This is a genomic window from Ruegeria sp. BE1, assembly GCF_056538885.1.
In genome coordinates this window covers 167,451-180,257 of sequence record NZ_JBQFTY010000001.1, presented here as the reverse complement: position 1 = coordinate 180,257, position 12,807 = coordinate 167,451, and the positions used below count along the sequence as shown (strand labels likewise).

Here is a 12,807-nt window from a genome sequence, read left to right as displayed (position 1 = left end):
TACTGCTCCCTGAATGGCTACCGGAGCCCCTCAATATCAAGCTCCGCGTCGCCACAGGACAACCATTGCGAGAGCGTGTCAATCACATCCGCAATGTTTAGCCTGCCTTTTCCTTTCAGGGCGCATTCCCACACGATTGCTACGCGCCAGTCCGCTGCCCGAAGGGCAGCAAAGTTCTTCTGATCCCGCTGCACATTCCCGCCGATCTTGCCCCTCCAGAACTCTTCGCGCGTTTTTGGCCATTTGAACAGCGGGCATTGATGACCATGCCAGAAACACCCGTTTACAAAGATCACGGCCTGATATTTTGGCAGCACCAGATCCGGCCACCCGGGCAGTTTGCGGCCGTGCAGGCGATAGCGGAATCCGCGGGCATGAAGCCCGCGCCGGATGATCAGTTCCGGTTTGGTATCCGCACCCCGGATTGCCGCCATGTTGCGGCTGCGGGTTTGCCGGTCGTGGACGTCAGCCAGCTTCGCGAACAGGTACCGTCCCCTGCCCTTCCAGGATTGCGCGGACATGCGGCTCCATAATCCGCGCCACCTCGGCAAATACCGGCACGGCCACCGAGTTCCCAAACTGCTTGTAGGCCTGTGTATCCGAGACCGGGATCCGGAAGTCCTCAGGATAGCCCATCAGGCGGGCGCACTCGCGCGGCGTCAACCTGCGGGGATTGTTCCCCTCGCCACGGCTCACCAAAATTTCGGATCCGTCCTTGTAGTATCTGGCGGACAGAGTTCTGGCGATGCTGTCGCCGTTTACAAGACCAAAGCCAAACCCGTTGCCCTTAGCTTTGTGTTTGGCAGCATAGTCCTGCAGGTATTTCCAGAGCTTGTCAGTCAGCGTGTATTTGTCACTGACGGTGGCATCATTGCCGAGCGTGAAATGCCCTTCAGGATTCTCCAGACCGTTCTCCGGATGCAGAATGTCCCGCATTCGACGCGCCCCGCGTGACGGCAGAGCAACATCATCAAAGCTGAACGATACCTCCTCGCGGAATCCTATAATAACGATCCGCTCCCGGTGCTGGGGCACAAAGTGGGCTGCATCAATCACCCGGGGGTCGGGCACAAAGTAGCCCAGCTCGTACCGGAGTTTCCTCATGATGACCTCAAAGGTCCGGCCCTTGTCGTGGCTGCGCAGGTTTTTCACGTTTTCCAGCATGAATGCCGCCGGACGGTGATGCTTCAGGATCCGCAGCACATCGAAAAACAGCGTGCCCTGAGTTTCATCGTCGAAGCCATGGGCGCGGCCCAGCGCGTTCTTTTTTGACACCCCTGCAATCGAAAATGGCTGACAGGGAAAGCCCGCAACCAGAACATCGTGTTCCGGGATTTCTTCGGCTCCGATTTTCGTGATGTCGCCCGCGATGGGGCGATTATCTGCGAAGTTTGCATCGTAGGTTTGCTGAGCGTATTTGTCCCATTCAGACGTAAACACGCAGCGCCCGCCCACGCTCTCCATCGCCTTTCGCAGGCCGCCGATACCGGCAAACAGGTCAATGAACGAAAAAGCCGTGCCGGACGTGTCTGGCTGGCGCGCCTCGGCCTCCATTCGCAGGAGGTTCATCACCCCCTCACGCGGGGTTTCCTCTCCGCGTTTCCAGCGGTAGATGTGACTTTCAGAATAACCCAGTATTTCCGCGGCCTCAGAAACCGAATGCCCGGTTTTCTGCAACAACAATTCAAATTCGGTCATTCTGCTCGCCCTCTGCTCCCGCGCTTCAGATACCCGCGGGGAATTTTTTTGTCACTATGGCGACCAGGGTCCCGCGAAGCAAGAACATTCTGGAAACATCGGGATGAATCTGAAGTTAACGCAGGTCGGGACCTGAGGCTCATCAGGATGCTCGCCGCGATTTTGCGATACATCCGAAGGTAGTGCAGATATCGCTCGACTTCCATGGCCCGGCAAGCCGTACTGCAGTCATGGACGACGTAACCCGGGAACAGCTCAGTTTTGTTTTTGCCAGGCTGACCGGCAATCTGGAGGATGCGGCCTCGCTGGCCCTGAAGGGCCAGCACCCGCAGATAGGTGCGGAAGAGGCCGACGAGCTGATACGGTCCATTCAGACCTTGCTGAACCACGCTGACGCCCGCATACGGGCCATAGCGCGACTGGCTGGCCAGAATCGCTGATACCCGGTCGACACACCTGGGACTGTGTTCGATAGGGGCGACGGGTAAAACACAGCCGCCCCTGATCCGGGTCGTGTCTGGACGCTAAAACCAGTGGCATAACTTTTCAGCCAGCATCCGCAGATGCGCGCCTGGCGCCACTGACATCGACACCCATTTTTTCCAGCCTGGCGAGTATCTCTTCGCGGCGCTGTTTGTCCTGGTTTTCTCTGGCATCCATTTCCGGCTGAACCTCCAGCATAATGTTGATCGCTTTGATCAGGGACGGCACATGACCTTTGAGACCTTTTTTACAGAGCGCCAGGTAGGCAGCTTCATATCCGTCCAGCGACACAGTCCGGCCATCCGGTGTGCGGGCTGCAACAGGCTCCGACAGGATCGCTGCAGCGTCTTTCACCAGATCGGAACGGGTCTTCGGCCGACCTTTCGGATTGCCAGACTGTCCTTTTTTCCACTGACTGGATTTCGGGGGTTTGCCATAGCCGATATCGTAGGCGTCAGTCATTTCCACCTCCATCGTCGATGACATTGACACCCATCTTCCGTAGCGCATTCAGGGTCCGCTGCTTTTTCTCCTTCGGATCAAACTCAGCAGCTTGGGCGGCACCAGCCTCTTCCAGGATACGCCGCTGCAGGTCCATGGCACGCCGATCACCGGACAGCGCCAGTTCCCTCAGTTTACGGATCAGGGCTTCGCTGATCGGCATCTGCTTTTCTGCTCCTTTAGGCCTGACTTTACGCTTCAGCACCTTTTGCGTCAGAGACAGAATATCATCCTGTTTATTGGGTCGGCCTTTTGGGTTTCCGGATTTCCCCTTTTTGAAGCGGCTGTGTTCAGGCGGGCGCATATAGCCCACCTGAGTTTTGGTCTGGTCACTCATTCTGCAGCCTCCATGGCAAGAGCCATTGCCTCTTCAGCGCGATGAGCGGCCGTCTCGGCAAATGTCTCACCGGTGGCTTCCAGAACGGCTTGCTGCCCTGTCTGCGCCATAAAGCGGCGGCAGATAACGTCGCAATAGATAGGGTCGAGTTCCACCAGGCGGGCTCTGCGGCCACAGCGCTCCGCAGCTATCAGGGTCGTGCCGGAGCCACCAAAGCCGTCCAGCACGATATCACCGCGTCGAGTGACATCTCTGATCGCATCCGCCACCAGCGCCACAGGCTTAACCGTCGGGTGCAGTTCCAGATCTTTCTGATTGCCACCAAAGCTGTTCACACCAGGATAGTCCCAGACATTCGTCCGGTATCTGCCTTTCTCACCAAGGCCGAAGGTGTTGAGATGTGGAGCGGTTCCGACTTTCCAGACGTAGATCAGCTCATGTCTCGACCGGTAAAACGTACCCATGCCGCCATTGGTCTTGGCCCAAACGATCAGATTTTTTAGCTCTGAATAGGTTTTGGAACCGGCTGACTGCAGCTCCGGCATGTGGCGCCAATCCATGCAGACAAAGTGAATAGCACCATCGACACTGACACCAGCCATAGCGCCGAGTGACGCTTCCAGGAAGGCTGTAAAGGCACTTGAATCCATCTCACCGGCTGCCATTGCAAACTCACGGTGTTTCACGGCACCGGAGCCGCAGACATGACCATCGATTTTGACATTGTAAGGCGGATCGGTAAACACAGCGCGCGCACGATCGTCGCCCATCAGGCTTGCATATGTCTCGGGATCACGTGCATCACAGCAGATCAGTCTGTGCGTGCCGAGAATCCAGACATCACCGGACTTCGTGATTGCCTGTTCTGCAGCGGGCTCCGGCACCTCATCGGCCGGGTCCGCTGTTTCTTCATCATCGTCATCCAGCAACAGATCCAGTTCGGCCGTTTCAAAGCCGGTGATTTCCAGATCGAAATCCAGCTCCAGCTCTTCCAGCGCCTGGAATTCGATTTTCAGGATGTCGCGATCCCAGCCGGCCAGTTCAGCCAGTCTGTTGTCAGCAATGACATAGGCACGACGTTCTGCGTCCGACAAATGCGCCAGTACAACTGTCGGCACCTCGGCAGTGCCAAGCCGTCTAGCTGCAGCGACACGACCATGGCCGGCAATGATGCCGCCTTTTTCGTCGATCAACACAGGATTGGTAAAGCCAAACTGTCGGATCGACGCTGCGATCTGATCAATTTGCTTGTCACTGTGCGTGCGGGCATTGCCGGCATAGGGGATCAGATCAACCGTTTTGCGATATACGATCTTCAGCCGGGTTCCCTCCGGCAGAGATTTAATGTCAGCCATTTCGGGGCCTTTCAAATGCGCGCAGCCGGCTCGCCCTGACAGAGATCAGATCCCCGTTCGGGGAACCGGTCTGCGCTGTTTCAGGAAGAGGCCGGATCAACAGATCCCTGCGAAGGGCCGGAAACTCCCGGCACAAGATCGGCAGGCCCCCCACCGATCACTTCGCTGTGCGCGTGAACAAGCTAATAAAGTATGCGCTTGTTCAGGTCAGGCTGTTTAGCGCAGCTTCGGATAGTACATGTTTCCACGCGCGTCACAGAAGCCACCATTGATCTTGAATTCGGTGTTCAGCTGCGTTTCTCTCAGGCCACGCACATCAATATCCAGGATCTCCGGCGACCAGTTTCCGAGACGGGCAAAGCGGATCATGCCAATACTCAGCAGGCGCCTTTCCTGCTCGGTCATCCACTGAAGTGGAATAGTCGGAATCGTCGAATACCTGAGTCTTATTGCCGCCTTCACACGACCAGGTCCCCAGATAATGGAGTCCCGGCCATCTGTCACAACTGGCAGAGCAAAACCAAATTTACGGATCGTATCAGCGATCACCTTGATCTGCTCGCCGCTGTGAAGCGGCATGTATTCGCGACCATAATCCACAAGTTTCTTTGGAGAAACCTGCTCTGTTTTCCACCGGCTTGTCACCGGCATTTTCGGAACCTGCAGTTCCAGTTTTGAAGCATGCATCAGAGTACTCCTCACACACCATTTGCCTCCGGACCATCCGGCGGCTTCGAAATTTCATGCGGTGATAGTCACCGCTTAACTCCGTTGATGCGTAAGCAGCCTCATAGGCGCTTACGGAATTGCCGGGTCTGAGCCCGACATCCGGCAGGTTCAGCAAACCTGCCAGCTTCCGTTGATAGGCAAGATCACCCGGTGGATGCGTCTTGCTGAACACCAGAAAGGAAAGTCCGGCGGGAATTTCAAGAACTTTTTTTGGTAGAGATGCCAGAATTATAAATGGCTTATACAAAAATGACATTCAGGCCGGTTTCGCCGTGATTTCGCACCGGGCAAACGGTTCACTCGGGGCCCTACCGCGGCCTCTCAACCCTGACGTGATTCGGCTTCGGCTCAGTCCAGTAGCTCGCCGCAGGGTACGCCCAGCGCAACAGCTATCTTGTCCACCACTTCTATCGTGGGATTTCTGGCCCCGCGTTCGAGATCACTGATGTAGGTTCTGTGGATGCCGGACTGATGCGCGAGCTCTTCCTGCGACCAGTGTTTCGACCGGCGCAGACGCCGCATGTTTCCACTGAGACGGTCACGAACATCCATGACCCCCAAAGGCACGGGATGTCGTCGATCCGTCTACAGACGATCAGTGACATTTTATGTTGACTTCCACCCTTCAGAAAGCATTTGTCGATGTCACTGATCGACGACAAAGGAATTGATATGCTGAATTCAGAAACAGCGGTTGGCGAGCCTGGGGTGACAATTGAAGACCAGGCAAATCTGGTCGCGAACTATATCATTGAAACCGGTCTGAAGCCGCTGCCCCTGCCCGCGGAGTTCTTCTACGCCTCCCTGCCGCTTTGTATAATCGATGCGGTGTTTTCTATTGGCGTCACATACACCTCCACCGCAAACACGGTGGCCGGGTTTTGCGAGCGCCAGGGCTGGACGAAGTCGCTGGCGCCGGATGCGCCTCGCTCAACCGGCGAGCACACCATCAGTGAGTTTCTGGCGCTGTTTGATGGCCTGACGCCGGAACAGATGGCTGATGACCTCTTCAGCAACCGGCAGCGCACATCGACTCGCTCTGGCATTCTAAAAGCAGTAGCAGTGCGTCAATTTGCTGAAGTGTTGAAAGAAAACGGGATCGAAGATTTTGGGGACATGACCGAAACCCGGCTGACTTTGGTCGAAAAGCAGGTCCGCGACATTCCGGGTCAGGGAAGCGGGATTTCATTTGACTACTTTCGGATGCTTGCAGGTGACGACAACCTGATCAAACCGGACCGGATGGTTCAGCGCTACATCGCTAATGCGACGAACATGAAACCTGAACGCGTCACGCCGGAGTTCGCTAGATCGCTGCTGCAAAACGTGATCTCAGTGCTGGCTATACGAGGATGCGACTGGTCGCCACGACAGTTGGATTATGCAGTCTGGACTAGGGAAAGAACTCGCTGACACGACTGAACCTAGTCTTCAGTTTACGACCCCCAAAAATCCGAACCTAAATGGCGCCTACAATCAATGTCTTCGGCGGCCTCAGGTCAGCCGATCACAAAATACGACACCGACCACATAGGGCAGCAACGCGCAGACAGCGAGTATAGCAGTTCTCAAGGCCGCTTCCTGAAAGCGGACCTTCACGCCTTGAAAAACTTCGGACAGAAGAGCCCATTGCTGCCGTTGCTCCAATTTCACGAGTTTGCAAACAAGGCATGATCGTCCGGCCCAAGCCCGCGTTATCTCAAGACTTCACTGCCGGATAGACAGGTATTAAAACTTCCATGAGAACCCGAATATTGTGCGTTGCTATTCGAAATCGACTTTTACGCCCCCCAAGCGAAAGATTTCTTTTGCGTAGAGGTAGTGCGTCTTCCATTTTTTATCCCGCTCGGTGTCGCCTCCGAGGTTTGGCACCACTAGGCGGGTTATACCTGCTGCGACGATTGCTCGGGCGCAGTCCGCACATGGAAACAGTGAAGCATACATTGTTGTGCCATCTAACGTTACGCCCTTCGCAAGCGCCGAGTTAATGGCGTTCCGCTCCGCGTGTTCCAGCACGAAGTACTTCCAATCTGGATCGCCCTCGATAGCCTGTAAGCTATCGGCCGGTGACAGCCCTAAGGACTTGGGGGGCGCGTTTGCACCTTCTGACAATATCTGCCCATCAGCATCGATGATGACCGCACCGACTTGACGGTGGGGGTCGTGGCTGAACTCGTGGAGTTCGTTGCACCGTCGTAAAAAGTCTTTGTCAAATTTCATCAGTTCCATGGCATATCGTTCCAGGTATTGAAGCCGAAGTCACTTTTAGAGGACCAAATGACACTACTTGCGGGAAAAGAACTAGATAATAAGAAGTTCTTTCGAGAGGGTAACCCCAAAAAGCGCGCATCCAGCTTCGACCTCACGGTTGGCAGCATTTTCAACGATGAGGGCCAAGAGATCGTTGGCCCATACAACCTGCAACCCAATGAGATGGTTCAGGTGACTTCGGCTGAGGTCTTTAGCCTTCCCGCTGACATTACCGCGCACGTATCCTACAAAACCAGCATGACGCACAAGGGTATTTGGGCGTTGACCGTCGGTGTCGTGGACCCGGGGTGGGATTGCCCTGTCTCCACTACCCTCTTCAACTTCAGCAAGGTTCCCTTTGCAATCAGTAAGGGCGATGTATTTTTGCGGGTTTCACTCTTCAAGCATTCGCCAGTGTCGGAGCTCCAACAAGGGCCCACCGTTGAAAACTATGAAAACGAAGTTCGCAAGACCGCTATGACGACCTTTGGGCGTCAGTTCTTGAATGCCGATAAGGTGGCTGACAAGGCAGGAGAAGTTGCGATGGAAAAGATGCGCAATTCGGCGCTCACTTGGGTGGGCCTGGCTGCGCTTATGTTTGCGCTTCTGCAACTTGCTGTATCTTGGGTCTTGCCCGCTGTCTTCGACAGTAGACAAACGACCTCGCAGTTGAGGGAAGAAATAGTTGAGCTAATAGCGCAGGTAGCGTCCCTCGCACACAAGGTTCAAAACACTGAGGCTGCTTCGTTGGAAGGTGAAATTGCTCCCTTAGATAACATAACTGATCCCAACGATGCCAAGTCTGAGCCCACCAAGTGAAAAGACGACGTCCACCGATGCAGGCTCACGTTGGATCATAAATTCCACAGCAGTCTGTAGCTTTCATCAGTAGACTGAAAACATGCCAATTTGAGTGGTCCAAATAGAAAGCCAGTGCGTGATTGGTCTTTGGTACATCAGCTCGGCGATCTCAGGCGCTGCTGAGCAGCAGCCCACTGCACGTGGGGTGGATTGGTGTTGTAAACTTCACATTTGCAGCAGGCTTTTTGTATGCAGCAAACGATGGCTCTGTGACCGACTTTACAAACTTTGATCAGCACAGAACGTCTGCTTTCTCCCAAAAGTGGTGGCCGTGGAATGACCGCTTCTGGCTGGCTATCTGCCGAATGCTACCTCAGATTTCTGGGCACACATCAGCGGCCAATACATCGCGAGCGACCAGCGAACCGGAGGAAATCTAGGCTGTAACTTCACGATTTAACATAACGGCCCTTATCCAGCCAAAATGCAGCGCGTTGGTGGGTTGACTATCCAACGCGCTGCAAATTTGTGAGCAAACTCACAGTATCAGCCGGGTGTACAATACCGGAATAGTGGGCTCCGCACGGGGTCGCCGCCATCCCCACCTCCGCACTCGATCCGCCCCACCGTGCGGCGTCTCCTGCGGTCCCCGCGCTTCATTGGGTCCGGGTCCCCGGTCGTGATCCGGCCCTAATTGACCAAAACCACTCAGATCAGGAAGTCAGGGCCTCCGTCTCCGTTATCTTTTCAAACTCAGGCAGAAACTCGGCGTGGTGCATTTCAATGTATCGCGTAATCCGAGCATTGCTGACGAGTTTCGAAACGTATCCGCGTGCCAGAACCAGATCGAGATGATCGGATCCGTAGGTATCTTCAACCAATCGCAGCTCACGTTCCAGATTGGCAGACTCGCGCTCCATCAACTCCAACTGCTGGCGTGAAACACCTTTCGCAGCCTTGGGTTTATCGGGATTAACCAACTGACTTTCAGGTGTTGCTGCCAACAGCGAACGTGCGTAGTTCACCGTGTATTTGTTCATTGTCACCATCAATTCCGCAGCCTCGATTTGACGCAGCGGCTTCATCTTTCTGAGAATTCGAAAGCTCGTCAGTGTAACCTGTTTGTCCTTCAGCAATTCGGCCGCCTCCGGACAAATCCCGTCCAGCAGGCGCCTCTTTTCCTGAAGTGTTTTAACGTTGATATTGAGAGCGCGCGCCAGTCGCCCTTCCGGAACGCCTCGCTTAAGAGCCATCAGGATCATTTTGTGTTCCTGGATCGTAGCGAGCCGGCTGATGCGTTTGTTGTAGGTGAAGGCTTCATCGTCAGTGGAGATCTGACAAAGCACGTCTTTCGCACCGCGATCCAGCAGAATCGCATGCCGGAGATGCCCATCAAGCAAAATGTAGTTTTCAGGGTCGGATTTGTCAGGCGCGATGACCAAAGGCTCGACAAGACCAATTTCCCTGATTGATGCAGCAACCTGAGCGTACTTAACCGTCTCCTTTGTACCTTTCTGAACGGCGTAGAGCGGGCAGATACGATCCAGCGCGATCCGAACCAGCTCCTTTTCGAACGCCAGTTCGATGGGTTTTTCCAGCTTATCGCGCATCATTGTATCTCTCCCGTCCTTGAAGAAAGCCTGTCCGTTAGCTTTTTGGGAAGTGTCGCAAGACTCTCCGCCCGCAACAGCGTCACGAAATTCTCGTCGTTCAGCAAAGTCCGAAGAGCTTCTGTGATGAACATCAGTTCATTGCGGGTTGCCGTCGCTTTACGAAGCAAAACCTGCTTTTTTTCAACGTCATTCTGGTATGTGCGCAGCAGGCTTTCGACGGACAATGATCGCCTTTGCCGTTTATCTGTACCAATCTGCCCTTTGCCATGTTTTTGGCGAGCTTCTACCAAACGTTTTGCGGCAAGGAGTTTACCACCGCGCAACAGATTGTTTTCGTAAGCCTGACGCAGAATGACCTGAATATTGCTGTCCTCCGCATCCGCAATATCGACGGCAACACTCACAGGAATTTTGCCACTTTCTACTGCTCTGAGCAGCCGGTGTTCCCCCCTTTCCAGCAACCGGAGAACACCCCGCACATATTTCATTGAAAGATAAGTTTTTTTCGCGATCTCCGCGTCTGAATATCCTCTGTTTTTCAGGCCTTTGATATCACGGAGTAGATCCAGGGCCTTATGATGGCGTCGCGCCAGATTCTCAACAAGACTCATAACAAGGCAATCTTCGTTGCTTGCAGTGATCACAATTGCAGGGATTTCGTCCTGGCCCAGTTCCTTAAAAGCCTCGAGCCGACCCTGACCACATACAAGATCATAGCGAAGTCCATCCTCGCCATCTCTTTTTGCAACCGTGATTGGCCGCTTCAGCCCCAGCTCTGCGATACTGTCGACCATAGCTTCAAAGGCCCTTCGGTTGCGAATGCGGGGATTAACGACTGAAATCAGATCAATGGGGATCAATTCCGCGATCTGAGAAGCACGGTAAGTCATCAAGCGGCCTCCGGAATTGGGACCTGAACCGCCATTTCAGACAACGGAGTGAGTGTGTCGAAACGGTAGGCGTCAAGTGACAGGCCGTTGTTTTCAGCAAGCCGAAGGCGTGGCAATGTAATGTCGATACCCGGGAGCAGGTAATAGTCGAGTGGTTTCCTGTTGGGCCGATCCATCCGGACGGCAACAGTGATGTCGGGTTTCAGACTCGTGTCAAAACGGATGTTCCAGCGGAGAGACCCGGCGTTGGTTTCGTGACATCGCACAACGACGAGCGACGCAGTGAACTCGTTGTTAATTGTCAGAAGATCCGTAACGGGATCCCGTTCCACATTTCCGCCAACCTCGCCAATTCCTGCGATCGTATGTGCAACGATGTCAGGATGAATGTCCCGCAAGCGTCTGTTGATTTCGACATATCTGTAATCGCGATCAGGCTGAAAGCCGACAAGCTGATAAGCCCGAAGCAGGCTGCCAAAACGCGTACGGTATGAGCCGCTTGAAGGAAGCGTGTCTGCTTCATCGATGATCAGGCCTGACAGATATCCCTGAGCCTGAAGAATATCGCGCAAGCCTTCCAGCATTTCATCGTCAGTCAGTCTGGCTGATCTCGCTACGACGATTGCTCCTGCTGCAGCAAAAAGTTCTGGATCGACAATCGCCTCGAACGCACCCTCTGCCCTGACCCAGATATCTGGATCGTTTTGAACGCGATGTTTCTTCAGCTTGAAAGAACTTCGGTTCCAGACGTTGTTTCCGATGTATTTCTCGTTGATCAAAATCTGATGCACGGTACCGCGGGTCCAGGCGCGCTCCAGGTCGGTCAGAATTCCACGGGAATTCAGGCTTTCTGCAATGTCCGCTTCCGATTTCCCATCGTCGACAAATGATCGGAATATCTCCTGGACAATGGCAACCTCCTCCGCGGGGCCCGGAACCAGAGTGACCCTGTCCGTCTGAATACTCTTGTGCTGTCCCTGTTTGAGAATGCCTTTCGGTTCGCCATGTTCGTCAATCAGCATACGCCTCAGACCGAAACCGGGTGGCCCGCCCTGCCGATACCCTCTTTCAATCAGGCGACACTGTCCGGTGAATACTTTTTGAGAAAGCTCCCGGCTATACTCGCCGGCCATGGCGCGCTTAACGCCTTTGACAATTGTCGAGACCGGGCTGCCGTCGTTTTCGAATTGTTCAGCGCAATACACGACGGAAATACCGGCGCGTTTGCAGATGTACTCGTAGTAGGCGCTTTCATCAGCATCCTGAAACCGACCCCAGCGACTGATGTCGTAGACGAGAACTGTTTCGAAATCGGCACGCCCGGACTGTATATCGTCGATGAGCTGTTTCAGCCCGTCGCGCCCCTGGATTCGCAGGCCACTCTTACCTTCATCCGAGTATGTTCGAACGATATCAATACCTCGTTGTCGGGCATACTGAGCAATGGCATCGGATTGGTTCTCAGTCGAATAGCGCTGGTGTTCCGTCGACATGCGCACGTATTGCGCCCCGCGGATAGCGCGCCGCGTTTCAGGAGCGTCGGAGCTCTCGTAAAAATCGTCGCGCCAATTCAAGTGCAACGCACCTCCATTCGTCGAATTACACAACTGTCGGGAATGGCCGTGATTCCTGTGCGCCAAAGCTTAATCGCCCATCTTCGGAAAAGTATTTCCGAAGATGGGCAACACTTTTCCAAACCAGGACATTGGCAGATGAACAAATTAGACTATCGACTGGAATTAGCGGCGGCGCTGAAACGCGAACTTGGAGGATCACACCGGGCGGTAAAAGCGTCAATGAACTGGGCAGGTGTCTCAGAGCGAACCGCAAAGAACTGGCTTGCCGGAGCCAATGGACCCGCTGGCGAACACCTGATTGAACTCATGCGGCATTCAGACGAAGTCGCTATAACTGTTATGGCTCTTTGCGGCCGAAGCGAAGTTTGCATATCTTTAGAGCTTGCGTGTCTCCGGAAATCTCTTGTTCGAATGCTGACAACGACGGACGAAATCATGGGAAAGGAAACTTGAAAGAGCCACCCTTTCCCTGCAGTACCCTGAGTTTTCACTGAAAAGGCGCAAAAGCTTCCCTGTTTGGACATTCAGGGAATTCGCCCACAAACCATTGATCTGTTTGCAGATTTCAGACCT

15 protein-coding genes are annotated in these 12,807 nt (G+C 54.2%); 4 read left to right on the top strand and 11 right to left on the bottom strand.

From position 1 onward, the window contains the following. Positions 1 to 17 precede the first annotated feature (17 nt). Both ACR0J5_RS00970 and dcm read right to left on the bottom strand, forming a co-directional pair. Complete coding sequence (locus ACR0J5_RS00970) at positions 18 to 434, bottom strand: very short patch repair endonuclease (protein ID WP_480649990.1); 417 nt, start codon at positions 432 to 434, stop codon at positions 18 to 20. A 31-nt stretch (positions 435 to 465) separates the two neighbouring features. Then, positions 466 to 1,698, bottom strand: a complete 1,233-nt coding sequence (gene dcm, locus ACR0J5_RS00965; protein WP_480649989.1) for a DNA (cytosine-5-)-methyltransferase — start codon at positions 1,696 to 1,698, stop codon at positions 466 to 468. 230 nt (positions 1,699 to 1,928) lie between these two features. Between dcm and ACR0J5_RS00960 the strand changes: the two genes are divergently transcribed. Continuing rightward, positions 1,929 to 2,138: a hypothetical protein gene (locus ACR0J5_RS00960; protein WP_480649988.1), complete on the top strand. Its 210-nt coding sequence runs from the start codon at positions 1,929 to 1,931 to the stop codon at positions 2,136 to 2,138. A 106-nt stretch (positions 2,139 to 2,244) separates the two neighbouring features. Here the strand turns inward: ACR0J5_RS00960 and ACR0J5_RS00955 are convergent, their stop codons facing one another. The 5 genes from ACR0J5_RS00955 to ACR0J5_RS00935 all read right to left on the bottom strand — a co-directional run bounded on the left by ACR0J5_RS00955 (position 2,245) and on the right by ACR0J5_RS00935 (position 5,655). Beyond that, a complete protein-coding gene (locus ACR0J5_RS00955; protein WP_480649987.1) occupies positions 2,245 to 2,643 on the bottom strand; it encodes a DUF5681 domain-containing protein in 399 nt (132 codons plus the stop codon). After that, positions 2,636 to 3,019, bottom strand: a complete 384-nt coding sequence (locus ACR0J5_RS00950) for a DUF5681 domain-containing protein (protein ID WP_480649986.1) — start codon at positions 3,017 to 3,019, stop codon at positions 2,636 to 2,638. Before ACR0J5_RS00950 ends, ACR0J5_RS00955 begins: the two co-directional genes overlap by 8 nt. Further along, a complete protein-coding gene (locus ACR0J5_RS00945) occupies positions 3,016 to 4,374 on the bottom strand; it encodes a site-specific DNA-methyltransferase (RefSeq protein ID WP_480649985.1) in 1,359 nt (452 codons plus the stop codon). The genes ACR0J5_RS00950 and ACR0J5_RS00945 overlap by 4 nt, the downstream gene beginning before the upstream one ends. A 216-nt stretch (positions 4,375 to 4,590) precedes the next feature. After that, positions 4,591 to 5,061, bottom strand: coding sequence for a ParB N-terminal domain-containing protein (locus ACR0J5_RS00940; RefSeq protein ID WP_480649984.1), 471 nt, complete (start codon positions 5,059 to 5,061; stop codon positions 4,591 to 4,593). Between the two features lie 390 nt (positions 5,062 to 5,451). Continuing rightward, complete coding sequence (locus tag ACR0J5_RS00935) at positions 5,452 to 5,655, bottom strand: helix-turn-helix domain-containing protein (RefSeq protein WP_480649983.1); 204 nt, start codon at positions 5,653 to 5,655, stop codon at positions 5,452 to 5,454. Positions 5,656 to 5,745: 90 nt separating this feature from the next. Between ACR0J5_RS00935 and ACR0J5_RS00930 the strand changes: the two genes are divergently transcribed. Next, positions 5,746 to 6,516: a hypothetical protein gene (locus ACR0J5_RS00930; RefSeq protein ID WP_480649982.1), complete on the top strand. Its 771-nt coding sequence runs from the start codon at positions 5,746 to 5,748 to the stop codon at positions 6,514 to 6,516. 351 nt (positions 6,517 to 6,867) lie between these two features. On the opposite strand, the gene ACR0J5_RS00925 is transcribed toward ACR0J5_RS00930, so the two are convergent. Beyond that, the gene (locus ACR0J5_RS00925; RefSeq protein WP_480649981.1) at positions 6,868 to 7,332 is read right to left on the bottom strand and encodes a deoxycytidylate deaminase; all 465 of its coding nucleotides are present in this window, start codon (positions 7,330 to 7,332) and stop codon (positions 6,868 to 6,870) included. Between the two features lie 48 nt (positions 7,333 to 7,380). On the opposite strand from ACR0J5_RS00925, the gene ACR0J5_RS00920 reads away from it, so the two are divergent. Next, positions 7,381 to 8,172: a dCTP deaminase domain-containing protein gene (locus ACR0J5_RS00920; RefSeq protein WP_480649980.1), complete on the top strand. Its 792-nt coding sequence runs from the start codon at positions 7,381 to 7,383 to the stop codon at positions 8,170 to 8,172. A 695-nt stretch (positions 8,173 to 8,867) separates the two neighbouring features. Here ACR0J5_RS00920 and ACR0J5_RS00915 read toward each other — a convergent pair. Genes ACR0J5_RS00915 through ACR0J5_RS00905 form a run of 3 tightly spaced genes read right to left on the bottom strand, consistent with a single transcriptional unit; the run spans position 8,868 to position 12,150 of the window. Then, positions 8,868 to 9,767 carry a plasmid partitioning protein RepB C-terminal domain-containing protein gene (locus ACR0J5_RS00915; RefSeq protein WP_480649979.1) on the bottom strand — a complete coding sequence of 300 codons (900 nt, stop codon included), beginning with the start codon at positions 9,765 to 9,767 and terminating at the stop codon, positions 8,868 to 8,870. Then, positions 9,764 to 10,657 carry a plasmid partitioning protein RepB C-terminal domain-containing protein gene (locus ACR0J5_RS00910; protein ID WP_480649978.1) on the bottom strand — a complete coding sequence of 298 codons (894 nt, stop codon included), beginning with the start codon at positions 10,655 to 10,657 and terminating at the stop codon, positions 9,764 to 9,766. Before ACR0J5_RS00910 ends, ACR0J5_RS00915 begins: the two co-directional genes overlap by 4 nt. Then, a complete protein-coding gene (locus ACR0J5_RS00905) occupies positions 10,657 to 12,150 on the bottom strand; it encodes a recombinase family protein (protein ID WP_480651406.1) in 1,494 nt (497 codons plus the stop codon). Before ACR0J5_RS00905 ends, ACR0J5_RS00910 begins: the two co-directional genes overlap by 1 nt. A 123-nt stretch (positions 12,151 to 12,273) precedes the next feature. Between ACR0J5_RS00905 and ACR0J5_RS00900 the strand changes: the two genes are divergently transcribed. Next, positions 12,274 to 12,687, top strand: coding sequence for a hypothetical protein (locus tag ACR0J5_RS00900; protein WP_480649977.1), 414 nt, complete (start codon positions 12,274 to 12,276; stop codon positions 12,685 to 12,687). Positions 12,688 to 12,807: the final 120 nt, after the last annotated feature.

Excerpts from the sequence above, each read along its gene's own strand:
- ACR0J5_RS00940 (WP_480649984.1), bottom strand. The coding sequence starts at position 5,061 with ATGCATGCTTCAAAACTGGAACTGCAGGTTCCGAAAATGCCGGTGACA.
- ACR0J5_RS00920 (WP_480649980.1), top strand. The coding sequence starts at position 7,381 with ATGACACTACTTGCGGGAAAAGAACTAGATAATAAGAAGTTCTTTCGA.
- ACR0J5_RS00905 (WP_480651406.1), bottom strand. The coding sequence starts at position 12,150 with ATGTCGACGGAACACCAGCGCTATTCGACTGAGAACCAATCCGATGCC.
- ACR0J5_RS00915 (WP_480649979.1), bottom strand. The coding sequence starts at position 9,767 with ATGATGCGCGATAAGCTGGAAAAACCCATCGAACTGGCGTTCGAAAAG.
- ACR0J5_RS00945 (WP_480649985.1), bottom strand. The coding sequence starts at position 4,374 with ATGGCTGACATTAAATCTCTGCCGGAGGGAACCCGGCTGAAGATCGTA.
- ACR0J5_RS00925 (WP_480649981.1), bottom strand. The coding sequence starts at position 7,332 with ATGGAACTGATGAAATTTGACAAAGACTTTTTACGACGGTGCAACGAA.
- ACR0J5_RS00910 (WP_480649978.1), bottom strand. The coding sequence starts at position 10,657 with ATGACTTACCGTGCTTCTCAGATCGCGGAATTGATCCCCATTGATCTG.
- ACR0J5_RS00960 (WP_480649988.1), top strand. The coding sequence starts at position 1,929 with ATGGACGACGTAACCCGGGAACAGCTCAGTTTTGTTTTTGCCAGGCTG.
- dcm (WP_480649989.1), bottom strand. The coding sequence starts at position 1,698 with ATGACCGAATTTGAATTGTTGTTGCAGAAAACCGGGCATTCGGTTTCT.
- ACR0J5_RS00955 (WP_480649987.1), bottom strand. The coding sequence starts at position 2,643 with ATGACTGACGCCTACGATATCGGCTATGGCAAACCCCCGAAATCCAGT.
- ACR0J5_RS00900 (WP_480649977.1), top strand. The coding sequence starts at position 12,274 with ATGGCCGTGATTCCTGTGCGCCAAAGCTTAATCGCCCATCTTCGGAAA.
- ACR0J5_RS00970 (WP_480649990.1), bottom strand. The coding sequence starts at position 434 with ATGGCGGCAATCCGGGGTGCGGATACCAAACCGGAACTGATCATCCGG.
- ACR0J5_RS00950 (WP_480649986.1), bottom strand. The coding sequence starts at position 3,019 with ATGAGTGACCAGACCAAAACTCAGGTGGGCTATATGCGCCCGCCTGAA.
- ACR0J5_RS00930 (WP_480649982.1), top strand. The coding sequence starts at position 5,746 with ATGTCACTGATCGACGACAAAGGAATTGATATGCTGAATTCAGAAACA.
- ACR0J5_RS00935 (WP_480649983.1), bottom strand. The coding sequence starts at position 5,655 with ATGGATGTTCGTGACCGTCTCAGTGGAAACATGCGGCGTCTGCGCCGG.